The sequence below is a fragment of the Chryseobacterium sp. TQ-BC-N36 genome (assembly GCF_058382295.1).
The window spans coordinates 2,101,206-2,128,111 of the sequence record NZ_CM178175.1 but is presented as its reverse complement, the minus strand read 5'-3'; the positions used below and the strand labels follow the sequence as shown (position 1 = coordinate 2,128,111).

The 26,906-nt window shown below is 39.2% G+C and carries 20 protein-coding genes; 7 read left to right on the top strand and 13 right to left on the bottom strand.

All coding sequences use genetic code 11. The features are described 5' to 3' along the window. Window positions 1-272 precede the first annotated feature (272 nt). The 5 genes from AC3FI7_RS09425 (at window position 273) to AC3FI7_RS09405 (ending at window position 6,552) form a co-directional block, all read left to right on the top strand. Complete coding sequence (locus tag AC3FI7_RS09425) at window positions 273-1,718, top strand: hypothetical protein (RefSeq protein WP_491461922.1); 1,446 nt, start codon at window positions 273-275, stop codon at window positions 1,716-1,718. A gap of 260 nt (window positions 1,719-1,978) precedes the next feature. Next, complete coding sequence (locus AC3FI7_RS09420; RefSeq protein ID WP_491461921.1) at window positions 1,979-3,727, top strand: amidohydrolase; 1,749 nt, start codon at window positions 1,979-1,981, stop codon at window positions 3,725-3,727. A 147-nt stretch (window positions 3,728-3,874) separates the two neighbouring features. Beyond that, window positions 3,875-4,453 carry a helix-turn-helix domain-containing protein gene (locus AC3FI7_RS09415; protein WP_343659167.1) on the top strand — a complete coding sequence of 193 codons (579 nt, stop codon included), beginning with the start codon at window positions 3,875-3,877 and terminating at the stop codon, window positions 4,451-4,453. A gap of 87 nt (window positions 4,454-4,540) precedes the next feature. Beyond that, the gene (locus tag AC3FI7_RS09410) at window positions 4,541-6,028 is read left to right on the top strand and encodes a serine hydrolase domain-containing protein (RefSeq protein WP_491461920.1); all 1,488 of its coding nucleotides are present in this window, start codon (window positions 4,541-4,543) and stop codon (window positions 6,026-6,028) included. Between the two features lie 119 nt (window positions 6,029-6,147). Then, window positions 6,148-6,552, top strand: coding sequence for a DUF3592 domain-containing protein (locus AC3FI7_RS09405; protein WP_228451199.1), 405 nt, complete (start codon window positions 6,148-6,150; stop codon window positions 6,550-6,552). Window positions 6,553-6,561: 9 nt separating this feature from the next. Here the strand turns inward: AC3FI7_RS09405 and AC3FI7_RS09400 are convergent, their stop codons facing one another. From AC3FI7_RS09400 to AC3FI7_RS09370, 7 genes are all read right to left on the bottom strand, one after another. Beyond that, window positions 6,562-7,107 carry a hypothetical protein gene (locus AC3FI7_RS09400; RefSeq protein ID WP_491461919.1) on the bottom strand — a complete coding sequence of 182 codons (546 nt, stop codon included), beginning with the start codon at window positions 7,105-7,107 and terminating at the stop codon, window positions 6,562-6,564. Window positions 7,108-7,213: 106 nt separating this feature from the next. Then, window positions 7,214-8,782 (bottom strand): ABC transporter permease/substrate-binding protein, encoded by a 1,569-nt coding sequence (locus AC3FI7_RS09395; protein ID WP_491461918.1) that lies wholly within the window; start codon window positions 8,780-8,782, stop codon window positions 7,214-7,216. Continuing rightward, window positions 8,779-9,699 carry an ABC transporter ATP-binding protein gene (locus AC3FI7_RS09390; protein ID WP_491461917.1) on the bottom strand — a complete coding sequence of 307 codons (921 nt, stop codon included), beginning with the start codon at window positions 9,697-9,699 and terminating at the stop codon, window positions 8,779-8,781. The genes AC3FI7_RS09395 and AC3FI7_RS09390 overlap by 4 nt, the downstream gene beginning before the upstream one ends. A 10-nt stretch (window positions 9,700-9,709) precedes the next feature. Then, the gene (gene egtB / locus AC3FI7_RS09385; RefSeq protein ID WP_343659162.1) at window positions 9,710-10,879 is read right to left on the bottom strand and encodes an ergothioneine biosynthesis protein EgtB; all 1,170 of its coding nucleotides are present in this window, start codon (window positions 10,877-10,879) and stop codon (window positions 9,710-9,712) included. A gap of 86 nt (window positions 10,880-10,965) precedes the next feature. After that, window positions 10,966-11,949, bottom strand: a complete 984-nt coding sequence (egtD, locus tag AC3FI7_RS09380) for an L-histidine N(alpha)-methyltransferase (protein ID WP_491461916.1) — start codon at window positions 11,947-11,949, stop codon at window positions 10,966-10,968. Window positions 11,950-12,151: 202 nt separating this feature from the next. After that, window positions 12,152-13,357 (bottom strand): FAD-dependent oxidoreductase, encoded by a 1,206-nt coding sequence (locus AC3FI7_RS09375; protein ID WP_142723322.1) that lies wholly within the window; start codon window positions 13,355-13,357, stop codon window positions 12,152-12,154. Between the two features lie 82 nt (window positions 13,358-13,439). Further along, a complete protein-coding gene (locus AC3FI7_RS09370; RefSeq protein WP_172617014.1) occupies window positions 13,440-14,288 on the bottom strand; it encodes a helix-turn-helix domain-containing protein in 849 nt (282 codons plus the stop codon). Between the two features lie 192 nt (window positions 14,289-14,480). On the opposite strand from AC3FI7_RS09370, the gene AC3FI7_RS09365 reads away from it, so the two are divergent. Then, complete coding sequence (locus AC3FI7_RS09365; protein ID WP_491461915.1) at window positions 14,481-15,524, top strand: alpha/beta fold hydrolase; 1,044 nt, start codon at window positions 14,481-14,483, stop codon at window positions 15,522-15,524. 70 nt (window positions 15,525-15,594) lie between these two features. Here the strand turns inward: AC3FI7_RS09365 and AC3FI7_RS09360 are convergent, their stop codons facing one another. After that, window positions 15,595-16,737, bottom strand: a complete 1,143-nt coding sequence (locus AC3FI7_RS09360) for a 1-acyl-sn-glycerol-3-phosphate acyltransferase (protein WP_491461914.1) — start codon at window positions 16,735-16,737, stop codon at window positions 15,595-15,597. 219 nt (window positions 16,738-16,956) lie between these two features. Between AC3FI7_RS09360 and AC3FI7_RS09355 the strand changes: the two genes are divergently transcribed. Continuing rightward, the gene (locus tag AC3FI7_RS09355) at window positions 16,957-17,529 is read left to right on the top strand and encodes a hypothetical protein (protein ID WP_491461913.1); all 573 of its coding nucleotides are present in this window, start codon (window positions 16,957-16,959) and stop codon (window positions 17,527-17,529) included. Window positions 17,530-17,660: 131 nt separating this feature from the next. Here the strand turns inward: AC3FI7_RS09355 and AC3FI7_RS09350 are convergent, their stop codons facing one another. The 5 genes from AC3FI7_RS09350 to AC3FI7_RS09330 form a co-directional block, all read right to left on the bottom strand. Beyond that, entirely contained in the window at window positions 17,661-20,084 is a 2,424-nt protein-coding gene (locus tag AC3FI7_RS09350) for a DUF262 domain-containing protein (protein WP_491461912.1), read from the bottom strand. Beyond that, window positions 20,071-21,960, bottom strand: a complete 1,890-nt coding sequence (locus AC3FI7_RS09345; protein ID WP_491461911.1) for a DUF262 domain-containing protein — start codon at window positions 21,958-21,960, stop codon at window positions 20,071-20,073. Before AC3FI7_RS09345 ends, AC3FI7_RS09350 begins: the two co-directional genes overlap by 14 nt. A 2-nt stretch (window positions 21,961-21,962) precedes the next feature. Then, the gene (locus tag AC3FI7_RS09340) at window positions 21,963-22,811 is read right to left on the bottom strand and encodes an HNH endonuclease (protein WP_491461910.1); all 849 of its coding nucleotides are present in this window, start codon (window positions 22,809-22,811) and stop codon (window positions 21,963-21,965) included. A gap of 679 nt (window positions 22,812-23,490) precedes the next feature. Further along, entirely contained in the window at window positions 23,491-23,826 is a 336-nt protein-coding gene (locus AC3FI7_RS09335) for a hypothetical protein (protein WP_491461909.1), read from the bottom strand. 301 nt (window positions 23,827-24,127) lie between these two features. Next, a complete protein-coding gene (locus AC3FI7_RS09330) occupies window positions 24,128-26,884 on the bottom strand; it encodes a COG1470 family protein (RefSeq protein WP_491461908.1) in 2,757 nt (918 codons plus the stop codon). Between the last annotated feature and the right edge of the window lie 22 nt (window positions 26,885-26,906).

The following is a 26,906-nucleotide window of genomic DNA, read 5'->3' as shown; positions in this document are numbered from 1 at the left end:
CATCTATGAAATTGCTGATCTCTTTTGTCTGATACAAATTTCATCAAACAAAATAAATCTTCATTAAGGGAAAAAACGGAATTTTAAAAAATAAGGGAATTCTCTTACACGTGAAATTTAAACTTAAAACCATTTGTTTATGCGTGAATACATCAATACATTTTCCAATTCATACGGGTAAACCCTTATTTTTTGAAAATGGGGTGATCCCCTCTGTGCTCTCAGGTTTTTTACCTTGAAATTTGTTGTATAACATATAAACCGTAAAAAATATGATAAGAAACAGACATATTACAGAACAGAGAAATACAGTACCTGTACCTAATACAACTCGTATTATTAACCGGCATCAACCGATTCATGAACCCAGACCCGTAATTATCCGTGAACGAGAACCAGATCCTGATCTGCGAGTACTTATCCAACCCGGATACGCCACAGGTGATATGTTTGGAATCGCTGCTGCTTTAATTGATGATGAAGAACTTCATGTTGTTATTTCAAAAGGCAATGGTACTTTTATAGACCATACGGATAAAGCTGATTCTATACAAAAGTTTTATAAAGATTCAGGAATAGATGAAAAAAGAATACATGTTATAAACGTAAAAAAACTACGGGGAGCGGTTACCAAAGAAAAATTAAAACAGAGGGCGGCTAAGTTTCGGGGGGGAAGGCGTATTGGAGGAGTAAACTATGGAACCGACTATATTGCCAGAAAATATTCAGAAAACCTGAAGAATAAGTTAAAAGACAGATGGGATATTAATCATCGTGAAGATGATGCTATAAAAAGATGGCTGGAACAGCAGAGAATACCGACAAGTGGAGACCGATTACTTATTTTATGGTCACGATTCAGTGGAAAAGGGGGGGACATTCACATAGAGCACGATACAAGTTATACCGGTATTAAGCAGATTGTTTACAGAGTAGCGGAGATGTATGATACAATCATTATAACAGGGGATAAGGGATATATAAAAGAGAGAGGATCTAAATTTGATGATATAGCCAGAGAGGTTAATACAGATGTTCAATCTTCCAGAGTTTTCAATATCACCGAATTTTGGGATGGGGAGCCGGAATTTTTATCATGGATGGGTACCACCCGGTTCGGTCAGTTTAAGCTGTATGATTATTTTGAAAGACATTTTAATGAAGTAAAACACTTAGGATTCAGAAGTGGAAATCTTGAAGTGATGGCGATGTTGGGGTATAAAGTCAGGTACCTGGAAGAAGTGGGAAGTGAAAGTGGTGCCAGAATGTTTGCCTGGAGGGCTGTAGAAGGCGGTAAAACTGAAAAGAAAGGTGATGCGACCGGATATGAGCGTTTACAACTTACTGAGCCTCCAACGCGATCAGGGAAATATCTTCAGAAGAAAATAAGAGAAATAAATACGGAAGCAGCAGAAGAAAAGGCTAAGATAAATGATGAAAAAGAAAAAGAAGAAATAGAGAAAGAGGCAGGAAGGAGAAAAAGCAAATACACGGGAGCCTATTTTGCTCCACGTAAAAAAGATGGTACAATTCCTATTCCTATTTCTAAAGATGAAAAAAGCCGTTTTTCAGAAGGATTTAATGATGGTGACATGAATATTATTCTGGGATTTTTGCGACCTGAGCGTTGGATAGACAGACAAGTTACTTATAATCCTGTCATCCCACAAAAAAGGAAAGTTTACGAAAAACTGTTAGAGAGTTCCGGGAATATTTGATCAGAATATCTGTCAGTGAACATACCGATGGATCAAAATATATGTTTTCACTATTGATACCATGAGTACTAAGCCGAAATTTCTGGCACAACCGTTACCCATCCGATACAGATTAGGTTAAGTTTTTTTTATATGAATATTTATTGAAATTCGGGACAGGACAAAAAAATACTGTCCCGAATCTTGTTTTTAACGCTTTAAATCACTATATTTAGAATTAAAATAAGTGACTGTACTTACATTTTAAAAAACAATAAAATATGTTGAAAATCCCTCACTTAATCAGAAAATTATGGACATCATTTGCTGCTACAGCAGCCATTTATACTCTAACAGTAGGGTGTACGGCAAAAACAGATGTTGATCAGATCTTTGTTAATGGAGATATTCTGACCATGACAGGCCCTAAAGCTTCTTATGTAGAAGCTCTTGCCATAAAGGACGGAAAAATTGTATTTGCAGGAACCCAAAAGCAGGCAATGACTCTTAAAGGAGACAAAACAAAGTTAACAGACCTGTCCGGCCGTACACTGATGCCTGGATTTATAGATGCCCACGGTCATATTTCTCAATATGCTGTTGCATCACAGATGATTGACCTCCAGCCGGAACCTTATGGGAAAGTAATGTCTATTCCCGAACTGCAGAAGGTTCTCAAAGATTATATTGTCAACAATAAAATTCCGCCCGGGACACTTATCATTGGAAACGGATATGACGATGCCATTATGAAAGAACACCGACACCCTACTGCACAGGAACTGGATCAGGTATCATCTGTCAATCCGATTTATATACTACATGCTTCAGGGCATATGGGAGTGGCCAATTCTTTACTGATGAAAAATATGAATATTACCTATGATACTCCCAATCCCACAGGCGGCATTATTGGTAAAGATCCTGCCACCAGACAGCTTACAGGAAAAATGCAGGAAAATGCGAATATCAATACCCTGCAATATGCGGTTACCCAACTTCCCAGACCTGCAGAAAGTGATCAGTATAAGTCTTTGCAGGCAGCAGAGCAGGCATGGTTTGCCAATGGCCAGACTACAATCTGTGAAGGACGTTCAGCACCGGACAATATTGATCATATTATAGAAGCCGATAAAAAAGGATTACTCAAAGGAGATTATGTCATATTGCCGGACTATGATTTGAATGCCAATAAACTTGCCCATTGGAAGCAATTTTATAAAAAATACAATGGGCATGTAAAAATTGGAGGAATAAAAATGACATTTGACGGATCCCCACAAGGAAAATCAGCATGGCTTACAGAACCGTATCTGATACCTCCGGATGGAGAAAAACAAGATTTTAAAGGACAGCCTATTTATTCAAGAGAGGCGGCCTATAAAGGACTTAAAGCAATCTTCGCACAAGGAATGCAGGTTCATATTCACTGTAATGGTGATGCTGCCATCGATGAAGGTCTTGATCTGCTGGAGCGTCTGAAAAAAGAAAAAAAGCTTACCGAGGATATGCGATGCGTTCTTATCCACAGTCAGGTATGCCGTAAAGATCAGGTTCCGCGTTATAAGCAAATAGGAGTTATGCCAAGCTGGTTCCCTACTCATGTTTACCTTTGGGGAGACTGGCACCGTACCAATGTGCTGGGAGAAAAAAGGGCCGAAAGAATCAGCCCGCTGAAGGAAGGTCTGGATCAGGGGATCCGCTTTACGATTCACCATGATTCACCTGTAACACCGCCAGATCTGATGACAGCAGTATATGCTGCGGTTAACCGGAAAACACGTTCAGGGTATTTACTGGGACCCGAGCAGCGTATCAGTCCTTACGAAGCCCTTAAGGCAATTACAATCAATGCGGCATGGCAGTGGGGAGAAGAAAAAGAAAAAGGAACCCTTGAAAAAAATAAAAGAGCAGATCTTGTTATTTTGGATAAAAATCCGATTAAAGTAAATTCTGCTGATATCAAAGATATTGTTGTGATGGAAACGTATAAAGACGGGAAGCAGGTATTCAGAAAAGAAAAAATATAAAAAAGCTGACATTTAGTATCAACAGCGCCATACCGAAAGGGATGGCGCTGTTGCAGTTATAATGGTTGAAAAAAGTAAATTACAGATACGTTGAAAAGATGTAAATTAGCCAGTAAATTAATTGAAATAGACCTTTTTGAATATTGTATGTCTAAGCTAAAAGCCATAAGAGAACAAAAAAATCTGACTCAGGAGGAGCTGTCAGAACAGTCAAAGATTTCTGTAAGAACGATTCAGAGGATAGAATCCGGCACGGAACCTAAGGGACATACGCTGAGAATTCTGGCGCAGACTTTGGGAATAGAAGAGTCTGCATTACTGGAGGATAAGGCACCGTCAAAGGTCATAACAGAAACAGTTGAGATTGAAACAGGAGCAGAAGAACAGGAAGCATCAATCAATTATTCTTATATCAAGATCATTAATCTTTCATCACTCATCTTTACACTTTTACCTCCGCTGAACATTTTCGCTCCGCTGATCCTGATGTTTACCCTGAAGCAGAAAAACGCTCTGGCCAGACAGATCATTTCAGTACAGATGATCTGGACAGTGATCGCACCCATTATCTTCATGCTTGGAATCTTTTTAAAGTTCGGAAAACAGTTCACCCTGGTTCTTATGATCCTGATTGTACTTTCCAATGTATTTATTATCCTCCGCAATGCAGCCGAAATTGACCGTCGTAAAAAATTATATATTAAATTGAAATTCAATATGATATAAATTCTGTCAGGGTTTTGTCGGGTCTTTGTCAGGTTTATTTTTAATGAAAAATTGGTTAAAAATCTAACCTTTGTCAAAAAAATAACAATGACAAAGTCTTCACAGTTTATCCTCCCATTTCTTATGCTGTTCATCAGTGTATTGCATGCACAGGTAAAAAAAACAGATTCACTTTATAAAAAAATTATGTCTGAAGACAGCCTGCTCTTTTCTGCAGGGTACAACCGATGCAACATTGGGCAGATAGAAAGTGTCTTAGACGACAGGTTTGAATTTTATCACGATAAAGGTGGTTTTGCAGACAAAAAGAAATTTATCAGTGATTTTAAAACCGGATTGTGCAAATCTCCGGAAACTTATCAGGTAAAGAGAGTTCTGATTGATAAGAGCACAGAGATTTATCCCATGTATAAAGACGGAAAGCTCTATGCGGCCATTCAGAATGGGGATCACCTATTTTATGAAAGAGTTGGGAATCAGGCTGAGAAATTGGTGGGGGAAGCCAAGTTTACCCATCTGTGGATATTGGAGAATGCTGAGTGGAAACTTAGGAATTCATTAAGTTTTAATCACCATCCGAAACAGACGACCGATAATGAAGCGATGTTTGATAACGACCAGTCGATGCAAAGCTGGCTGAAAGAAAATAATATTCCTGCTCTGGGATTAGGTATTATTGAAGGCGGAAAACTACAGCAGGTCAAAGTTTTTGGCGATGTTAAAAAAGGAATTTCAGCACCCCGCAATGCTTTTTTTAATGTAGCTTCTCTTACCAAACCTGTTACAGCAATGGTCGCCTTACGCCTTGTAAGTCTGGGAAAATGGAAGCTGGATGAACCTCTTGATACTTACTGGACAGATCCGGATATTGTAAATGATGCGAGACATCAAAAATTGACAACCAGAATTATTCTCACCCATCAGACTGGCTTTCCGAACTGGAGATGGATGAATGCAGACAAAAAGCTGAACTTTCAGTTTGATCCCGGCACAAAATATCAGTATTCAGGAGAAGGGTTTGAATACCTTCGCAAAGCGCTGGAAAAGAAATTTGGAAAATCATTGGATCAGCTGGCCACAGAGCTCATCTTTCAGCCTCTCAGAATGAATGATACCAACTATATCTGGGATAAGAATACTGATACATCAAGATTTATAACGGGGTATAATGAAAAAGGAGAGGCCTATCCGATAGAGAAAATTACAAAGGCTAATGCTGCCGATGACCTGCATACTACAATAGAAGATTACGGAAATTTTATGGTGAGTATCATGAAAGGAAAAAATCTGAAGTCTGAAATTTTCCGGGAAATGACAACAAGACAGGTAAAGGTTAAAGAAAATAAATATTTCGGGTTAGGTTTTGAAATTTATGACCTGGGAAATAATGAGTATGCTTTATCCCATAGCGGGGCAGACCAGGGTACCCGGTGTATTGCTATTATACTGCCGGAAACGGGTAAGGGGATCGTTATTTTTACCAATGTTGATGACGGGTATAAGGTCTACGAAAAGCTGGTTCTTCATTATCTGGGAGAAGAAGGCAAAAAGATTGTAGATATAGAAACCAGGTAACTGCCTATACAATAAAAATCTTTTTGTATATTCGGATATCAATCTGGAAATAAGCTGGATAGCAATAAATCTGTTTTTCAGGAGATGAAATGGGTATGGGCAGTAATAAAAAGAAAACTATGTGGCAATATTATATCATTCTCGGTGCAGGAATAGCGCTGTTTATTTTTGCACTCTTAAGTTTAAGAAGTACTCTTGCATTCTTAAAAAAAGCAGAAAAGGCAACAGCTACTGTTACCTCACTGCGGATAGATGATTCGGATGGAGAAGTGTATATCCCCCTTTTTACTTTCAGGACCCGGAATAATACAGAATATAGCTATGAACTTCCGGAAGGTACGAATCCTTCAGCCTGGTCGGTAGGGGAGACTGAGACTGTTATCTATGATCCGGATGATCCTTCTTCTGTAAGCTTATATACCTATTTCAGAATCTTTGCCTGGCCTTTAATACTGCTCTCAATAGCACTGCCATTACTGGTAGTGGGTGGAGGATATTTTATTGCAGAAAGGTTTTTACAATAGTCTGAATTTCTATTTTACCTTTTCCAGAAGATACAACTTAGCACCGGAAAATCCTAATTTGGGCATCAGGTTACCTTCCAGAACCATTGTTTTACTGTTGACATCAATGACAGAAATATAGTTGTTGGAATTGTATTCTATATAATTTTCCTTTTCTTTTGTTGAAGGATTTTTTCCGAACTCCATAGAATATTTTACCCAATCTTCATCCTGGGTGCTGCAGTGTACCAGCTTGAATTTAGACTTTTTAGCCTTGAAAACGATCTGATCAAAACCTTCTGTACATTCTGAAGTAAATGAGCCGTCAGGATTCTGGTCTTTAGAAAAATCTTCAAAAGAACCACGGTAAACACCCACTACTTTCCAGGTGCCGTCCAAGCGGTCTTCATCTATTTTTCCTTTCGCCTTACTCACTGCCCAGCTGATTCCGTTGACAGTTCCTTTGACAGCTTTATATCCTAAGTTTACAGCTCCGGATACTACTTTTGTAGCTGTTCTTACTACACATGAATTGAGAACCAGTACAGCCGAAGCCAGAAATAGTATTTTTTTCATTTTGTCAGATTTTTTTATCTCCTGCGAAGATAGCATTTAAAAAAAGACTGTCTGTAATTTTATATCAGGAAAGAACAGAAGGGTTGATGATGGTGAATGATCACCATTATTTCCCGTTAAAATATTGTTTAAGATCAGATATATTTTTGATTTGAAGTTCTTCAGCCTGGCTTCTCCGCATCATTAGGGCATAGGCATTATTGAATCCTAAAGGCTGCAGCCATCGGATTCCATAGTGTTTTTCAAATTCTGAATTCACATATCTGTACGTTTTATCGGGACTTTGGGAAATATTTCTTATTGTTTCTGCCGAAGGCTTTAAAAGAACCAGAAGTCCGGTTCCCGTATATTCAGGATAAAAATCAATCGCATCATTCATCAGCGCATCAAAACAGATTTTCGTTCCTCCTAAACCGGTTTTGGTTTCCACTTTATAGTCAGTGTAGCCTTCAATAAGCATGGTATACATTTCTGCAAGGATATATTGCTCTCCAAAGATTTTTGAGCCAATCCGGACGGTTCCTGAATTTCCTTTTCGGGGACTTTTATAAAGATTGTTGCTGATCAGAAAATCCTTTGCAATCCTCTCCGGAGTCTGGTGGAGATGATCAGCCCTGTAATTCAGATCCGTCATGAGAGAATCATTGAACTTTCCGGCCAGTAGATTCAAGGTTTTTTCCAGTTCCGGAAATTTATTCAGTGTTTGGTTTTTGATAATAGGCGCTGCATAATAAGGCGGAAATATTTTTTTGTCATCATTCAGCACATACAGATCATAAGCTTTGATTCTGCCATCTGTAGAATATCCGCTGATCAGATCCAGCTCTTTCCCATACGCTGCTTTATACATAATTGCATCACTTACAATAAGAGGATTCACATTGAGCCCATATACCGAACGCAGCCCGATATCTCCATCCTGCCTCCCCATAAATTCCGGTGTAAAACCTGCTTTAATGGTCCGGTGGGACACAAAAGTCAGAAGATAACCTGTTCCTAAAATGATAAGAACAACCGGAAGAATATATTTCAGTTTTTGAAAAAAACGGTAACCTGATCTCTGGATCACTGCAATAACCTGATCCAGTATAACAGCCAGCAATGCTGCCGGAATGGCTCCTGCGAGGATCATATTCGTATTGTTGAGTGAAATCCCTCCAAAGATAAACTCTCCCAGACCTCCTGCTGCCACAAAAGAGGCAAGGGTAGCCACTCCTACATTAATAACTGCCGCAGTTCTGATACCGGCAATAATCACCGGCATTGCCAAAGGGAGCTTCACTTTAAAAAGAAGCTGGTTTCTGTTCATTCCCATTGCTTTGGCAGCCTCAATCACTGCCGGATCCACGCCCGTAATTCCGGTATAGGTATTCCTGATAATGGGAAGTAGCGCATAGATGAGTAAAGCCGCAATTGCCGGTTTGGGGCCAATGCCAAAAACAGGAATCATAAAACCCAACAGGGCAATACTCGGAATGGTCTGTAAAATACCGGCGATGCCCAGCACCGGGCTGGAAAGTTTCTTTTTTCTGGAGATCAGTATACCTAAAGGTACACCGACTATGATGGCGAGGAGCAGGGACAAAAAGGTAAGCCCAAGATGCTGGATAATCTGGGCAGTCAGCTTTTCATGCTGTTCAGCAATAAATTGCCATAGACTCTGCTGCTGTATCATACCCTCTGTGATTTTTTATAATGGTTAAAAGCTCTCACCACTTCTTCATACACCTCAGCATTTTGATGATCAGAACTTAATTGCTGTAAAATATTCCAGACACTTGTATTGTCTGTACTGTCCGGTCTGTAATATGAGCTTTCCGGAGTGAGAAACGGACTGATGTGATGTAGAGCGGCTATTTTATATTCTAACAAAAGCCGGTTTTCAGCAAAAAAATCACGGACAAAATGAGTGGCAGGATGGTATAGCATTTCCTTGGGAGTACCGGTCTGTATAATTTTCCCATGATCCATCAGGCATATCCGGTGGCCTAGTTCAAAAGCTTCCTGCACATCATGGGTAACCAATATGATGGTTTTACTTTTAAGTTCTTCCAGCGATTTAAATTCCGAATGAATATTAGCCTTGGTGATGGTATCCAATGCCCCGAAAGGTTCATCCATCAGCAAAACCGGACTGTCTGCAATCAGTGCCCTTGCGATACCCACACGCTGTTGCTGTCCGCCGCTGAGCTCGTGGGGAAACCGGGAAAGAATCTCTTCCGGAAGATGCAGTTTAGCCAGAAGCTCATGCATTCTTCTTTCTGTTTTCTTTGTATCCCATTTCAAAAGTTCAGGAACTACCGCAATATTCTGCTGAATCGTATAGTGAGGAAATAATCCGGCATGCTGCATGACAAAGCCAATTCCCATTCTCAGCTCCTCGGGTTTCTGATCCCGGATGTTCTTTCCGTTAATGAGGATATTTCCTGAATCTGCTTCTATGAGACGGTTGATCATCTTAAGGGTTGTCGTCTTTCCGCAACCGCTCGTGCCCAGGAGGACAAGGATCTCCTGATCAGATGCCTGAAAAGAAATATGATCCACTGCTTTTTTTCCGTTAAAACTTTTTGAGACTGATTCTACTGTGATCATCGGCAAAAAATTACTGGGCGAGCCTGATTCCTGTGAACTGCCATTTTAAATTGGGCTGAAAAAAATTCCGGTAGGTCTTTCTGCTGTGTCCGGGAGGAGTAGCTTCAGACGCTCCTCTTAATACCATTTGATTTACCATGAATTTTCCATTGTATTCACCTACGGCTCCTTCTTCCTTCTTAAAATGAGGATAGGGAAGATAAGCAGAATTAGTCCATTCCCAGCGTGTTCCCCAGTCAAAATAGTCGGAGGCGGTTTCCCATTCTGCTTCAGTAGGGAGACGCATTCCTTTCCAGGAAGCAAAAGCGGAGGCTTCATAGAAATTGATGTGGCATAGCGGAGCATCAGGATCTATTTCCTGTAATCCGTTCAGCGCATAATGCATCCATTTCCCTTCAATATAATGCCAGTACAGAGGAGATTTCGCAGAATTTTGTTTCACCCAGTCCCATCCTTCCGCATGCCAGTGTCTGAAATCTTCATACCCTCCGGCTTTCATAAATTCTAAATACTCTTTATTGGTGACCAGCTGACTGGCAATCTCAAAATCGGTAAGATAAACTTTATGCCTTCCCAATTCGTTATCAAAACAGAATCCTTCCCCCTTAAAACCAATTTCATAGACTCCTTCAGAAAAGCTGAGCATTTCGGGATCTTTTGAGCTGTTATGTACAGGTTTTTCTTCTGTGTAAACAGGGAAAAGCGGATTATGGCCTAAAATATATTTAATATCAGTAATTAACAGCTCCTGATGCTGCTGTTCATGGTTGAGCCCCAGCTCCAGAAGAGGCTCAACTGCTTCTGTAAGGAAAGAACTTTCAAGAAAAGCTTTCATGTGTTCATCCACATACCTTCTGTATTCATATACTTCTGAAACAGAAGGGCGGCTGAGATTGCCGCGGTCGGTTCGGATAACCCTTGCACCAACGGTCTCATAGTAACTGTTAAAAACAAAATTATACTGAGGGTCAAAAACTTTGTAATCAGGGAAATGGGGAATGAGAATGAACGTCTCAAAAAACCAGGTGGTATGACCAAGGTGCCATTTCGGAGGGCTTACATCTACAATAGGCTGTACTACATAATCTTCGGTTTCCAGCGGTGCACAGATTTCTTCAGAACGCCTGCGGATGTCCATATACTTTTTTGTACTGTCTTTTATGGTGATCTCTGGTGTCATGTCTTTTAGTTTTAATGATTGATTTTTAATGAAAAAGCATGATTTTATTTTTTCACTTTTAAAGAAGTGATGTGCTGTTTATCTTTCTATTTTGCCTGCCAGATCGTATCTAAAAACCATTTTTTAGAATCTCTGATCTCTCCGGTGATGGAAAAACCTGATTTTTCGCCAAGTTCCCTGCTTCTTTCAGGAGAGAATTTCTGTGAAATCTCCATATCGATAAGTTCATTTTCTTCAAATGAAATCACGATATCGCCAATGGTTACCTGCTGACCGGTAAGGCTTACCAGAAAACTTCGGCAGGCTCCTGTAACCGGATCATAAGTCTGGTAATGCTGAAATTGTGTCAGGTCAAAATTACCTCCCAGTTCATGGTTGATACGGGTCAGAAGATTAAGATTAAAGGCAGCGGTAATTCCTTCTTTATCATTATAAGCATCCAGGATAATATGTGGATTTTTCTTCAGGTCAAATCCTATCAGTACACGGTCTTTAGGTGATAGATTTTTATTCAGGTGAAGGCAGAAAACTTCAGCTTCTTCCGGAGTCATATTCCCGATATTACTGCCCAGGAACATGACCACTTTTCTCCTGTCTGATAATGAAGCGGCCTTTTGAAGCATTTCAAAATAATCCCCTTCCAGACAGGTGATTTTCATTTCCGGAAACCGGCTGCTTAGTTTTTCATGAAGTATCGAAAGAATATTTCCTGAGATATCAATTGGCATATAAGTAAAATTAAACCCTTTTTTGATCAGCTGTTCCAGCAGATAGCTTGATTTCATTGCATCTCCTGCACCCAGCTCGATCAGGTCAAAAGGTTCATTTCCCGGAATGAGAAGCTCAATAAGTTCGTCTGTTTTATTCTTGAAAATATCCAGTTCACAACGGGTCAGATAATAGGAAGGCATGGCCATAATCTTCTGAAAAAGATGATCACCGGTTTTATCGTAAAAATATTTTGAAGATAGCTTTTTAGGCATATTCTGTAGTCCATTCAAAATATCTGAACGAAATTGGTCAACAGTATTTTTTTCAGTCTTAGCATATGGATCTAACTGTACATTCATAAATCTTATTTTGTGTGGTTTTGTAGATCATTGCAATTATCCTGCCTTTTTACAACATGAAAATCTTTGCTTTTATCTAATTAAATATAAACAATTTTACTTTTAATAAAATGATTTTCACCATGTTTTTGCCAGATGTGGTACTTTTTTGATTCATGATCGCATCGGGCATACCAGGCTTATCACACAAAATAAAGCCGCTTTACAATGATTCTTTATTTCCGTGATCTTCAGTGATCCCATGCAGGATCTCGCCGCCCTTCAGAGATATTTCAATCGCGTGGTTACTATACATAATCATCTGTTTTTCATACTCTTCGACAGCTTCCGGAATACTGCTTTTACTGATTATATAACGGGTCAGAAGGGCAGCATCTGTAAAGGCTGTATTGGCTCCGACTCCTCCTGCAGGGCTCATCGTATGGACGGCGTCACCCAATGCTGTAATATTTCCGGATGTCCATGGTTCCTTTGGCAAAGAAGACCGGATAGGGGTTACGGATAATGAAGGCTGATCAGCATACTGAAATAATGCTTTAAGCTTAGGGTGCCACTGATAGGTCACTTTATTGATTGCCTGTAAAATCTCTTCTGTTGAATGGCTGTAAAAATCAGACTTTGCCATTCCAAAAGCCTGTGGATTTCCGATGAATGCCCAGTAAAAATAATCGGAAATCGGACTGAGCTGATTCCAGGATGTATCTTTCCGGGAAAAATCAAAACTCATAAAATCTGTAATTAAAGAAAACCGGTCACCAATAATCACTGATGTACCTTCCTGCAATTCCTGAGCAATAGCGTTCTGAGCTTCGGGAGAACAGAAAGTTCTTCCATAGATGGTTATATTCCCGGTATTGATTTTATGGTCTTTGCAATACTCTTTTCCGATTCGGGAATGAACCCCGTCGGCAGCTATTACCAGATCTGCGGTATAGGTTGAGCCGTCTGAAAATGCGAGTTCCACTTCACCGTTTTCTGATTCTTTCCAGGCTGTGAGCTCCTTTCCAAAGCAGATATGGTCCTGTATCCCCTGAAGTAAAATTTCACGTAATGTCAGGCGGTTGGGTTTCAGGTCCGGCATTTCTTTTACTCCGTCACTCCAGGATTCTACCAGGGCATTTCGGGAACTTTCAAGGGTTGTGGTCAAAACTTTCATTCCACTGTAGCTTGCCGCACAGGTGTCCAGGAACAGCCTGTACAGATTTCCGGGAAGGCACTCCTCTAAAGCTTTTCTGCCAGGCTCATTCACCCTTATTCTGTACCCTTGTGACCGGGTGTTTATAGCAGTATCTTTTTCAAATATCGTGAAGGGGATTCCATTCTTTTTTAATCCCTGAGCAAGACACAGACCTCCCAATCCGGCTCCTATAACTGCAATACGTTTGTTTTTTAATTGTTGTACCATCATAATTGCTGATCAATCCTGTTATTTGTTTTTGATGATTGACGGGACAAAATTAGAATCTGAGGTCCGGGAGTCCGAGAGCTATTTAATGGTGATAATGGGACAAATCATGGTTTTTAGCTCTGAACTGTAAAGCAGTCATCCCTGTTCCTTTTTTAAAGAAGCGTGAAAAGTAAACAGGATCATCATAGCCCAGTTCAAAGGCGATCTGTTTTACATCCATACTGGTATAAAACAGCAGGCGGCGGGCTTCCCATAAGACTTTCTGCTGTATCCAGAAACTGGCAGGATATCCGGTAACATCTTTTACAGCTTCATTCAGATAAAGCGGAGTAATATTGAGAAATTCTGCATACTGCTGTACCTGTTTGACAGTTATGAAGTGTTCTGTGATCAGCTTTTTAAACTGTCTTGTAATCGAATACCTTTGGCCCTGCTGATGAAAACCTTCTGTTTCTGTTCCTGAAATTCTTGAAATAATGATTCCAACTGCAGATTCTGCCAGTGATCTCATGATGGAAGGTATATGCAGTACCGGATCTTTTTCAGCTTTTTCAAACAGGGGTGGCAGATCGAAAATAATGTCATTTTCCGTAACAGCTGAGGACTGACGGAGCCATTGGTGGAGGTCCAGTGCTTCACGGTAAGCCTCAGGAACAAGTTCAGCCTCTACGAAAAAAAAACATCCCTCGTTGTCTTTCTGATGAATATACTGATGAATCTGTCCGGGACCGGTAAAACATAAGGAAGGGCCTTTCAATACAATCCTGTTAAAATCTATTTCCATCACAAAGTCTCCTTTCTGCTGAAGGATAAACATATAATGGTCGTCCCTGTGAACTTCTGCCTGTTTTTCATGAAAAATGGATAACGGCATTAGCCGTACAGCTGAATTTTCCAGTTGATTGTGGTGGGATGGAATTACTTGTTTCATACGATTTACGAAGATACGTGATAAATGATAAATGATGAACGATGATTGATGTTGAGGCATTTTATTTATTGGATTGTCTGCTTTAACGGCTGAAAATCCGGATTCACCGTTTAATATGACCTGTTTAGAGTATTTGTTCTTATTGTAAGGACCGCTTTACCATAATTTTACCATCACAAAAACATTATTATTATGAATACTGCATTGAATTTGAGCAAAAAAATAAGATCCGTTTTATCCCTGATTATTTTTATGGGAACAGGATTATGGTCTCTAAAAGCACAGACTTATACCACGGTTGAAAAAGATACGGAAAGCACCAGAACAGCTTTTCAGAATACAAAGAAGATCAGGGCCGGACTGCTGGATGTGGGGTATGCAGAGGTAGGTCCCTCCAATGGAAAACCTGTTATTCTTCTTCACGGATGGCCTTATGATATCCATAGTTTTGAACAGTCTTCCGCCATACTTGCTGAGAAAGGCTACCATGTTTTGGTCCCTTATTTAAGGGGTTATGGCACTACTACCTTCGTATCACCCGATACAAAACGAAACGGTCAGCAAAGTGCCGTGGCATTGGATATCATTGCTTTTATGGATGCCCTGAAAATAGATAAGGCAGTCATTGGCGGTTTCGACTGGGGAGCCAGAACAGCTGATATCATTGCTGCACTGTGGCCTGAGCGTTGTTCCGGACTGGTGGCAGTAAGCGGATATTTAATAGGAAGTCCGAAGGCAAACGAAAAACCTTTATCCCCCAATGCTGAATTTTTATGGTGGTACCAATATTACTTTTCAACCGAAAGAGGATATAAGGGGTATCAGGCGAATACCATGGCATTTAATAAACTCATCTGGAAAACGGCTTCACCAAAATGGGCTTTTGATGACCAGACCTATGAACGCTCTGCAGCAGCATTCAATAATCCTGATCATGTTGATATCGTGATCCACAATTACCGCTGGCGTCTTGGATTGGCGAAAGGAGAAAAACAATATGATGCGCTTGAAACCAGGCTGGCAAAATCCCCGTCCATTACAGTTCCTACAGTTACCCTGGAGGGTGATGCCAACGGAGCGGCATTTCCTGCTCCGGAAAGTTATGCTTCGAAATATATCGGCAAATATATACACCATACTTTAACAGGAGGAATTGGGCATAATTTACCGCAGGAAGCTCCAAAAGCATTTGCAGACGCAGTCATAGAAGCAGATTTTATGTCGCAGTCCAGATAAAAACTGAAGAATTTAAAGTAGCATAACCACTGCTCAGCAGCAGTGGTTTTTACGTTTATTGAATGGTAACCTATTTTTCAGATCTCTCTTCAGATTTTAGCTTATTAACCAAAGGAGTGGCATACATCGATAAGAAATACTCTCTGGAAACAGGATCAGACGGATCAATACGCATTTCAAGTCTGCGGACAAATAACTGTTTTTCCTGCTCTGTATATTCAGAGGTATAGGTATGGGTATTGTGCAAGAGATCATAGGCAATATACTTGGTTGGCCAAAGCTTATAATTGCTGATGATAGAGTGGTCAATAACCTGTGTAATCGCCTGCAGCTGTTTGTTTTTATTATCGGTGGCAGCAGCAATTTCATCCAGTTCTGGACCTATAACGTCTCCTGCATGCAGATGAATGCGTTTCTTTTGCCCCAGAATTCCGCTCAGGATATTGGTGAAATCTTCATTTTTCCCTTTAATATATTCCTCATCCCTGTGCTGGGCCAGCAGTTGGGGCATCTTTAAGGAATCTGTAGGGTCATATTCATAGGAGATGGAGATGGGAACAATCTTTAAGGATTTAAAATACTCCGTCAGTGGCTGATCTCCGGCTGCCATAGCCAGCATTTTCAAAACACCCTGCTGGGTAGCGTCGTTACCGTTTTTGGTACGGCCTTCACGCTGGGCAATCCATACGGAACGGTTTTCCTGATGCAGCTGCATTTTAATGTATTCGGACATCGTTTGTGAACTTGTCAGCTGTTCACGAAGCGAAAGGCCTCTCTGTACAAGAAAGTTGCGGTTCAGTTTGGCCAGTACATGTAGAAATTTTTTACGGACAAGATTATCTCCGATCGCCGAGGCAGTCATAATATAGCCACCTTCCAGCAAAACGAGGTTAAGCAGGGAAGTATCCAATACAATATCCCTGTGATTGGAGATGAAAAGGTAAGGGGTATTTTTGTCCAGCTTATCAAAGCCTGAAGTCGTCAAACCTTCCGAACTTTTCGCAAGGATCTGCCGAACGGCATAGGCTACAAACTGATGCTGAAAATCGCTGATGGAATGAACATTTTTAAACTGTTCCAGCCAGACCTGCTCATCCGTATCCGGAAAAGTAAAATTCATCAGTGCTTTCATCATAGGATCACGGGCTATGCTCTGTAATCTCTCGTTCACTTCCTGATCATAGAAATACCGGATTGCATCAAACTTCGACATGCGGATATAAAAATTATAATTTTTGCAAAAGAACGAAAATTTATTGGGGGATAGGGTATAATGGGTGTTAAAGTATTATGAGGGGCGTAGGAGTTCGGGAAATTATCTGTTTACTGAAAACCATAATACAACCGTAATTTTTATTGATATTTTAGGTGCTTTATTTTTTTTAGATCATTTTATCTTGTATTATAAGTACTGAATTTAAATACCAAATATATGATTAACGAAGCATTTAATTTATTATTCAAAATTGCTGACAAATTTTTTGAACCTAAATCCAGCTTAAAAAAAACGGAAGAATTGGAAAAAGTATTTACCATCATCAGAGAAAACCATCTGGAAAATCAAAAAGAAATTGCTGAAGAGAAACTTTTTGAGTTACAGACTGGTATAAAGACTAACGTCGCCTTTGCTCAGAAACTGAAGTCTTTTAAAGAATACGTAGGGGGAAAATATGACTGGAGTGTCTACCGGAAAATCTTTTTGTATTTACAGGAAAATGAACAGGGGAAAATTATTGTAAACATTAGAAAATATCAGGAATATACTGCAAATGCACTAATGTACCTAACTCTTTTTGTTTTTTGTGGAGGTTTTATAACCATTCTATTGATAGAATCATTTATTCCAAAGAATATCTATCATATTATTATTTTCCTATATATCGTGGTTTCTCTATTTTTCTTTTTTCTTATTTATCTGATAAGCAATGATTATCTGGCCATGCAAGTAAAAAAACAAGTAAAAAAAATTGAGGAGAATAGGGAAAGTCAGAATGGTCAAATATAAAGCATAAAGCAATCTGCGGGAAAATTTAAATATAACCAGCTGAAAAAGTCTTTTTCAGCTGGTTTTTATTTAAAAATAGAAATCAGGAGATTTAATTATTCTGCATTCTGATCAGTCGTTACATATTCTGCTTACAGTTCCTGTAAAAATGAGCTGTTATCTGCTAAGCGGTTTTTAATTTCTTCTATAAACAAACTTATTCCTGAAGGACTTATTATGGATGAATAATCAAACTCAATTTTTTTTATCCATATCCTGTCAGCATCTTCATGAATGTCAGTATCTTCATAGGATAAATGGGAATTAAGGTCCTTTTTAAGGCCTATATGAAGAATTTTCTCACTGTCAAAATAAAAACTTATGTTATAATTTTCAGTGTGCTTATTGATTTCCAGGTTTTCACCCCAAAAATAGGCAGAATCGCCGCATCGGTGATTGTTGAGGGTATTAATTCCAAAAGTATGGATCAATTGTTCAATAAGTTCATTACGGTAATTATCAATCATTACTTTACTGTACCATGCACTTGGTCTGATAGCAAAGAAGTGGGTCCATAACCATTTGATTTTATTTACTCCATCTTTCTGCATCCATATGTGAAATGCGTTATCATGGTAAAGATGAGCGTGGCTTATTCTAAGCTTTTCATCTGCAGTATCAATACGGGACTGCCCTTTTATAGCTTTAAGAATATGATCCTGTATAGAATTTTTGTCAAGCAGGAGTAATTGCCTTATAGCCTCTATAACCTCATTATTTCTACGGAGATAGGTTTTCCAGTTCAGTACTGTGTCGGAAAAATTGAATGCCTGTAGCTTTCCCCAATCCGTAAAGGATGCCAGAATATAGCGCATGATACTATAGTCTTCATTTTCAATTAACTGGTTGGGACTGGTTTCTGAAAATAAATATTTAAACTTCTCAAATTTATCATGAAGTATTTCAGGAGAACTTGTTTCGCTTAAGAGCAAAGAAATATTACCCTGCAGCATGCCAAAGCCTTCCGCATTAAATATAGCTTCGTTCCAGCTTTCATTATCTGACAGAAGCAGCGCTTTCTGTTTTTCTTCTTTAAGCTGAATACTGTGAATATTTTTATGGTCATCTAACCAGGTATCCAAAGTGCCTCTGGTGAGACTTCCCAGTATATCAGAAGAGAATCCTGCAATCATGCGGATAAATTGCATTGCTGTTTTATTGGCTCCTATACTTCTGATATCAGGATCTGCTATGAGATTCCATACTATTCTGATCCACTCTTTAAAACATGCAAGATCGAAAGTATTATTGTTTTCTGCATAAGCATTTACAGCATCAAACAGCATTCTGTCATCCATCGTAAACCTGTTATTCTCATCTCCTTTAAAAATATCCCATTTATAATCAGTATTCCATAGAGGCTGTACATGATCAAATATTTCAAAACCATGATCTGAATAAAAATCCAGAAGTTTTTCCAGTTTTAATACAAATTCTTTTGAAATCAGTGGTCTGTAAAAATCAAAACTGGCAAAATACAGTTCTTTTTCTCTTGAGAGAAGTGAAGTATATGTTTCATCAGTCAGAAGATCTATTGCTGTACCTTTATAATTTACAATATAGTCATTAATCAGAATACGATGGATGAACCTGAAAAAATAAGGGTCTACAGTTTTTTTAGAGATTCGGTTGGTTTTTGTCTGTTTCCAGAAAAAGCGGGACCATTGGTTATCAAATTTTAGGGCAATGCTGTCAAAGTGGGGAAGTATGAGACTGCCATTTTCTACCTCTTTGTCAAAATGACTACAGTTCTTAATCCATCCTATGAGATCAGCTTTCAGATTCTCAAAGGAAGACAGCAGTTTACCCCTTGCATTCAGCTTTATATATAAATCATCCGTAAGTTTAAACTGATCCATCGGGAGGACGTAGAATACAATTTTATCGAGATTGAGATAAAGAGTACCTTTTTCCTGAAGTTTGCTATAGAAGGTATGGATTGTTTCAAGGGTGTTGAGTACCGCATCAATGGTAGGATCCAGACGGTACTGGTCACTGAACCAATAGGCATTTTTTATGTCTTCTTTTGGATTGTCTTTCAGACAAAATCCTGAGAGTTTTTCAAAGAATCTTCTTGATGTATCTCTGGTTTCATAGGAAAACTTTGTAAATATCTCTTCATAATCTGAGCCCGGGCCACATTCTTTTTTAATAATATACCAATGAAGAAGAAACAGGGTGGTAAGCCTCTGCTGGCCATCCAGAGGAAGAAACACTGTTCTACTGTTCCGGTCTACAGATCCGTATATAAAATCTAATTTCAGTTCTTCCCCAGATTCAAGATGCTGAAACAGTTTGGCAATAAAACCTTCTCTCAGATCAGTATTGGATTCTCTGCCCTGGGCATAATCTCTCTGTATCAAAGGAATCTTTAATGATGAAAGAATATTTCCGCTTTCGTGACTCTGGTTTCTTTGAGAATCATAACTGATCGTTTCATAGCAGTAATCCTCCTCATTTTCTATTACGGAAGTAATGGGAGCTGTTAAGAAGTCTTTTAGATTATATGTTCTCATCTTGCATAAATTTGTTTAAGCAGTTTTCCAATTCTTTTGTGTATTCACTCACATCTGAGGCAGTCCATCTGGAATATTTCTGCGGGTATTTGGAATAGTATTTCAGGAATATATTTTTGGAAGTAATGGGAATATAGGTTCCAGCCTGATCTTCCTCAATGATCCGCCTTCTTTTTGTTTTGTAAAAAGAATTACCATAGCTTCTGTTGATGGTACTGTTTAAAGCGGTCAGATTACCAATACAGTTTTTATCAGGCAGCTGGTCTCCTTCTACGGACAGTTTTTTGTCAAGTTCATCCAATACTTCCTCCAGAATTACATCCAGTTTAGGTAAGTTTGTAAGAATGTTTTCTTCAACCCAATGCTGCGAAAACTTTCCTTCTGCAAAGGCCTCCGGATGTAGTTCCTGTATTTTCGAATAAAGTTCAGTTTCATAATCAAGATAAAGATCTCTCAGATATTCTGCCTTTTCTTCATTATTCATTTCTGAAGGCTCCCGTTCCGTTTTGGAGTCTATATGCTCTATATCATAGTTGTTATCTTTATTCAGTTTAAAAGGGAGGCGGTAGGTTTCTTCTCCGTCTCCTGAAAGAGATATTTTTATGCAGGTTTCTACGTTGAAGAGAAAAAACAGATTCCTGAGTTTCTGGAGGTTTTTTTGTTCGTAGATCAGTGTAATCTTCTTATTACTAAACCAGGAGGCAGAAGTGGTTTTAATTTTTCCGATCAGATAGTCTGTTAGATCATTTTTGCTTTTGAAATACTCCTCATCATCTTCGGAAAGCTTCATGATATCAAATACAATATCACCTGTTTCCTTGGGACTTTCGTAGTTCTGTAGGTATCCAATATAATGATAGTGCTCAGGATGATTATACCACTGCTCAATCTGTTCAAAAACCAGCACTATTTCATCCCATACAGGCTGCAGATTATTTCCTGCTTTGCTGATCTTTTCCTGAAAAAATCTGAATACAGAACTCTTGTCCGTACCGAATTTTTTATCAAATTCGATTTGGCGGTTTTTGTTTTTCAGCTTCTCTTTTCTGAACAGGAGATCAAACAGATATTCTATTCTGGAAGTATAGTTCTTCTTTGGGTTCAGGAATCCCCACAGATAAGGATCTTGCAGCTGATTTTCTATCATCTGCCATTCTTTGGCAATAGAAAATATCAGTGATGGGCTTACATCAGTATTATTTTTGAGCAGAAGAGCTTTGATAAGTTCTGCATTTGATAATGGAATTTTACCTATATTAAATCTTCTGAATACTTCTATACTGTTTTCTTTTGCCCCCACTTCATACCAGATGACCCGTACATTATTGATCTTATAGGATGTAAGTAACTTTAAAAAAGGAATATGCAGATAGGTTTTCTCTTCAAACCATTTTACAACTGTATCGTACACTATTTTCATATGATAGAAGTCTATATCATCTTCAAGCTCCTTTTGTTTTTCATCATCCATCATATAATTGTTGAAAGAGGCCAGTATTTTTTTGCTTTCAGGTCTTACCTCATAAGCAATGGTAGGCAGTCTGAGTCTGATCTCACCGGATAATGCGTGGAGTAGGTAATGCAGTACAATAACAATAGTGGTGATCCTCTGCTGCCCGTCTATGACTTCATAAACAGGTTCCCCGGAAAAATCTGTTTTCATTTTTTCAGATGACGGCATCTTCCGTACAACGACAGGCTGAAGGCAGTAGAATTCATCCTCGTGCTTATTTTCCTGTTTTATAAAACCGTTAAAATCATTAAGAAGGTCATTTACCTGATCTTCATCCCAGCGATAGCCTCTTTGGTAAGACCTGATAAAAAACTGTTTCTGCAGAAGACTGGCAATGGGTTCCAGCTTTACACCTGTATTCATTTTTAAAAATTTGGATATTGATTTTTAGTTAAGGGCAATATAATTGTTTTACCATTGTATTCCCTGTATTCTGTATCTGCCAGTGATTCGTGCAGTTCAATAGTATAAGAGGTGGTAATATGCAGGAGCCGCTTACCATTTTTATCTCTTTGATCAAACAGATCGTGAATATCAGATCGTAATACAATACCATTGCTGATAACCCCTGCGCCTCCTTCACTATGTGGTTTGATATGGGCTGCTTCCAGAACATGTTCTGTTTTGCATCCTGTGACGGCACAGGTTTTACTATATGCCTCAAGAAGGTCTTTTCTGAATTTCGTCTGGCGAAGTCTTTTTTTTACTCTCTGAAGAATATATTCCAGTTCTGCTTCAGAATTATGATCAATACTTTCAAACTCTTTTTTGAAATTTTCATCTGTATTTTCCAAAAGCCTTTTCCAGCCGTCAGGGTTGAGTTCTGAGGTAATTAGCAGCCTCTTGTGGATAGATCCGTTAGGACTGTCCGGGTTAAGTTTTCCTTTTTGTTTTATTTGCTTATTTGCTGCTTTTACAAATTCGTAGAGATCTATATTTGATAAGTTTAGAAGGGTTTTTCCATTGAATTTGATTTTTCTATATTCATTATCCGGATAATAATTTACTCTTGTAGGGTGCGCTGCTACATAGATTGTAATATTCTTTGCATTCATGCCCTTAAGTCTGTGAAGGATATCTTTGAATACTTTGGAGTGATGAGAATTTCTTCTTTTCACGCCACCTCCTGATTCCAGGATTAATCCCTGCAGACCTGTAACGTTATCATCTCCAAACACCAAATCAGCATCAAAATCTGTCTGAATTTTTATCATGGTTAAGTTTTTCTCAATGATAGTAAAAATTTCCAATTCCATTCTTATGGGAATCCATAATTTTGGGATAATCTGTCAAAATATGACAGAAATAATTTTAGTCCCTTCCAAAGCCCATCCAATCCCTTCACCAAGCCTCTGAAGGTACTTCATAAACGGTCTCCAACCCTTCATGAAGAGGCTGTACCCCCTTGGGTAAGGGGGTAGACGGACTTGGATAAGGGGCTCCACCTACCTATATTAAGATGATAGAGACGGTTGCTATACTACCTGGAGGGTGTTAGGAAGGAGGTAAGAAGGGGAATGGATTATTGTAAGAATCATTAGCATTATTCATATGGCTTCATCAGTGGCGTAGCTACCATTCCTTCGCTTCCTCTAATCATTAATTCTGACTAATAAAACCTTTGCATTTTAAATATCCTATTTCTTCAGATACAATGGCTTATTATTGTGTTTTAAACGTAAGATCGCAAAGTTTTCAATATTGATATGTTTTGTAAGGCACAAGAAAATCAAAAATTTTCAATAGGTAAGGATATCAGGATATAGAAATTTTATCGGAGATAAAATCCTTGCGCCTTAAATAGCGTCCCTATGATAAGATCTTGCGTCTTTGCGATTTCCAACCAAAAATCAGCAAATGGGCGAGCACAAAAAAGCACGTTTTCACGTGCTTTCAAAAGTGTTTATTCTTACTGATTGTTGTTAGAACCGATGGAGGGGGTGTTTCAGTGGGGCCTGAAGTTTGTCCCGTCACAAAAAACTGCTTCATATCATCATAAATAACATTGGTACCCGGTACATTCTCTTCGGAAAGATATCTGATGCTTCGGTAGAAACTGATGGCGTTATGATAGTTATCGTGATCCAGTAATACTTTGGTGTCTGAAAGCTGTTCTGTTAAAGAATCCAGCTGCTGCAGCTTTTGTTCGATCTGTTCTCTGGCGATATAATCTTTATCGAATTCTGCTTTATCAAGGAAGTTAGGAACATATTGGGCATATTGTTCCATATAGATTTTGGCTTTATTGACGAAAAGTTTGTTCTGTTCTCCAGATTTTAATAAAATACCCTGTTCAACTCCTGAAGTTCTGCATATAGTCTTTTCTGCTGAACGTATTTTGTTTTACTTTTTCTTTAAATAAGAAAATTCTGTCTTCAGTATACAATGTTTATTTTGAGATTGTAAAAGTATAGGGAGGTTTCATCTCTTTAATAGTATCAATGATAGAGATTTATATGAGAACCGGATAGATATTTTGAAAATAAACTAGTTATTGAAGCCTATAACTAATGATTTTTATTCTATCATTCTAACTCCCAAACTTCTTCACCCTGATCACCTTTTCCCTTACCTTAATCACAAAAGGCTCAAGATGTACGATCTTTCCGGCTTCCACTTTGAAATTATCACTGGAGCGTTCACAATAGGTATTGGAAGGCAGAGAGTTTTTGTTCAGTTCAATCCTGTAATTTCCGGAGGGTAGGAAAGAGGCAAATTCTCCGTTGTCATCTGTAATGATATGCTGAACTAATTGATCATTGCGATAAATATTAAATAGAACACCTCCGGTTTTGGGAGAGAAATCCACTGCTGTTTTCGCATCAAAATCGTAGGTTACCTTTCCCTGGGTGGTTCCGTTTTGATGAAGAGGGATTTCGAGAGCGTAGTGGTGCCTGTCTACGGTAAATTCCGTTTCATCATAATACCAGCCCTGCTGGATGATCTGTTTCAGAGTATACTTTCCGTACGGGATGGAACGGTAGCTGATAGAGCCTGACGGGTCGGTTTTAAATGAAATGTTGTTGAGCATAATGAGGTAGCCTGCCGCTTCTCTGTCACCTTCGTCGTAGATATTGTTTTCGTTCAGGTCATAATAGACAAACGCTTTGATGTCGCCTTTTTTCCCCGGATCCAGGGTGCTGTTTCTCAGGTTGAGGGTAACGCCGGCTTCAATGGTAAACAGATTATTGGTAAAATTTCCTGAAGAATAATTGAAGTAAGATGAATTCAGGTAGAGGGCATATCTCTCCCGTGAGTACTTCAGATTCATAAAAGCTGATGGTGATTTCCCGTACAGAACATCATCCGTATAAGAGAGTCCTGAGGTTACGTTCAGCTTATGGTCGAAAAAGTTTTTATTGACAAACGCAGAAAGGGAAAGCTTTTCGTAGGTGCTGGCTGTGTTCATCAGCCTGGAAAAGGCATATTCAGAAAGGAAATAACTTCCATGCTGGTAGATACCGTTCAGGGTAAGCCATTTGTAGCTGTAGGTTCCGCTTACTTTCATCTGGTATTGCTGTTTGTTGTTGTCCGGATATTGAACCAATCCGTTTTCCATGCTGAGGATCGAGGTATGCTGTTTGTCAGGACTCAGCCAGGTAAGGTATTCTGTAAAACGCTGTGCTTTCAGCTGTTTGGTATTCTCGTAGGGCTGTGCATTGAAGAAATTATTGTAAGAGTTGGAATTCTCTTCCTGGTACTGGTAGCCCAATCCCATCCCGAAATTGCCTTTTTTAGGAAAGTTAATTCCTGTGTCCAGTCTTAAGTTGCTTGAATTCAGGGTATTGTTGTAAAAGTAAAATTTAGGCGAAAAATGAGAAGCCATAATGTTGGCATACACATAATGGTCTTTGAAAATCATGGTGGAAAAATTCTGCTGGATCTGCAGGATTCCCCTTCTGTTTCCGGGATAGTAATCAGTACTGTAAAAATAATTTCCGTTCATGCTGATCTTCCTGATCATCCCTGAATACTGTGATTCCAAAGCCAGAGAGGGTTTGGTAGGCTGGTTGCCTTCATAAAAACTCAGACCGCCATACATCTTTGTATTCATTTTCCAGTCTTTGCCGAAAGCATACTGAAGGTCTGTTCCGGCTACATGATGCCTGGCTTTTTCATAAGGATCGTCCCTGAAAATATAAGTTCCGGAGATATTACGTGAAGCGTTTTGAGCTCCCAGAGTTCCCCTGGTGTAGAATCCGTAGCCGTACTTCAGAAATGAATTTCTTTCGATCAGGCTGTAGGTCTGGTCAACGAAGCCTGCTTCAATTTTCTTGTCCTTATCCGGAGAGGTATAGGCATATTCCAGCCCTCTTCCAAATAAAGAAAGTTCCAGCAGCTTATTGATGTTTCCGACAGTGAATTCGCTGTTTTCCCGGTGATAGGTCAGGTAGGTATTGTTGACAATAGGATCGCTCTGATGATTGATCGTATAGATATTCCCCCGCATAAAAACATAGCCGGAAGGCAGGTTGAAGCCCCCGGAACCTGTCAGCTGATACATATCCAGGTTTTCCCCGGCACGCCTGTAGCTGGCAGTTATGGTATTCTTGGTAAAATTTGAAAATGCTGTGGATTCAAGATCTTCATAACGCTGTACGGAAGAAACATTCTGTATGGATACACTGGTGTTGCCGAATATTTCTCTGTCCGGTTCCCTGAAGCCTGCAATATTGACAGAAAGCTGTGAGCTTCGGGATCTGACCCTGGAAGGCATAAAGCGGAATACAAAAACTGAATCTTTCTGAACACCGATGCTTCCTTTTTTCTCTATAAAGGCATTGCCCTGTTCGGCTTCGGGAATTTTAAATACAATGGTAACATCCTGCTTTCTGTTGCCCAGATTGGAAACCCGCGCTCTGACCTCTACGGAGTCGGTGGCTTTATTCACATAGATCATCGGATTTTCTGCCGTGATGCGCATTGCGTTATTTTCAGCAACGGTATAAAGTATTTCTTTTTCAGCAGCTGTTTTATTCTGCTGGTCCGAAAGCCGGAAAGCAATTCTGGATGCTCCCGAAACAGCATTGTTGCTGACGATGATTTTTACCGGTAAGAACAGCTTTTCTCCGGATTTCATTTCGACCTGAAGATTGTTTCCTGAAATATTTCTGAATCCGTCAGGAACTGTAATGCTTACCTTTCCTTTGAAATCATTGGGGCCTTGATTTTCAAGTACGGCTATAAGGTCCAGGATACCTGCTTTATCTGTTCTGGATTCATTACGGATATCAAGACTTACCCCGGAACTGCTTTGTGCCGGAATCCATATCTGAAACAAAATCAAAAAAATGAAAAAGATTTTTTTG

Coding starts and splice junctions, on each gene's coding strand:
- AC3FI7_RS09425 (WP_491461922.1), top strand. CDS start 273: ATGATAAGAAACAGACATATTACAGAACAGAGAAATACAGTACCTGTA.
- AC3FI7_RS09420 (WP_491461921.1), top strand. CDS start 1,979: ATGTTGAAAATCCCTCACTTAATCAGAAAATTATGGACATCATTTGCT.
- AC3FI7_RS09415 (WP_343659167.1), top strand. CDS start 3,875: ATGTCTAAGCTAAAAGCCATAAGAGAACAAAAAAATCTGACTCAGGAG.
- AC3FI7_RS09410 (WP_491461920.1), top strand. CDS start 4,541: ATGACAAAGTCTTCACAGTTTATCCTCCCATTTCTTATGCTGTTCATC.
- AC3FI7_RS09405 (WP_228451199.1), top strand. CDS start 6,148: ATGTGGCAATATTATATCATTCTCGGTGCAGGAATAGCGCTGTTTATT.
- AC3FI7_RS09400 (WP_491461919.1), bottom strand. CDS start 7,107: ATGAAAAAAATACTATTTCTGGCTTCGGCTGTACTGGTTCTCAATTCA.
- AC3FI7_RS09395 (WP_491461918.1), bottom strand. CDS start 8,782: ATGATACAGCAGCAGAGTCTATGGCAATTTATTGCTGAACAGCATGAA.
- AC3FI7_RS09390 (WP_491461917.1), bottom strand. CDS start 9,699: ATGATCACAGTAGAATCAGTCTCAAAAAGTTTTAACGGAAAAAAAGCA.
- egtB (WP_343659162.1), bottom strand. CDS start 10,879: ATGACACCAGAGATCACCATAAAAGACAGTACAAAAAAGTATATGGAC.
- egtD (WP_491461916.1), bottom strand. CDS start 11,949: ATGAATGTACAGTTAGATCCATATGCTAAGACTGAAAAAAATACTGTT.
- AC3FI7_RS09375 (WP_142723322.1), bottom strand. CDS start 13,357: ATGATGGTACAACAATTAAAAAACAAACGTATTGCAGTTATAGGAGCC.
- AC3FI7_RS09370 (WP_172617014.1), bottom strand. CDS start 14,288: ATGAAACAAGTAATTCCATCCCACCACAATCAACTGGAAAATTCAGCT.
- AC3FI7_RS09365 (WP_491461915.1), top strand. CDS start 14,481: ATGAATACTGCATTGAATTTGAGCAAAAAAATAAGATCCGTTTTATCC.
- AC3FI7_RS09360 (WP_491461914.1), bottom strand. CDS start 16,737: ATGTCGAAGTTTGATGCAATCCGGTATTTCTATGATCAGGAAGTGAAC.
- AC3FI7_RS09355 (WP_491461913.1), top strand. CDS start 16,957: ATGATTAACGAAGCATTTAATTTATTATTCAAAATTGCTGACAAATTT.
- AC3FI7_RS09350 (WP_491461912.1), bottom strand. CDS start 20,084: ATGAGAACATATAATCTAAAAGACTTCTTAACAGCTCCCATTACTTCC.
- AC3FI7_RS09345 (WP_491461911.1), bottom strand. CDS start 21,960: ATGAATACAGGTGTAAAGCTGGAACCCATTGCCAGTCTTCTGCAGAAA.
- AC3FI7_RS09340 (WP_491461910.1), bottom strand. CDS start 22,811: ATGATAAAAATTCAGACAGATTTTGATGCTGATTTGGTGTTTGGAGAT.
- AC3FI7_RS09335 (WP_491461909.1), bottom strand. CDS start 23,826: ATGGAACAATATGCCCAATATGTTCCTAACTTCCTTGATAAAGCAGAA.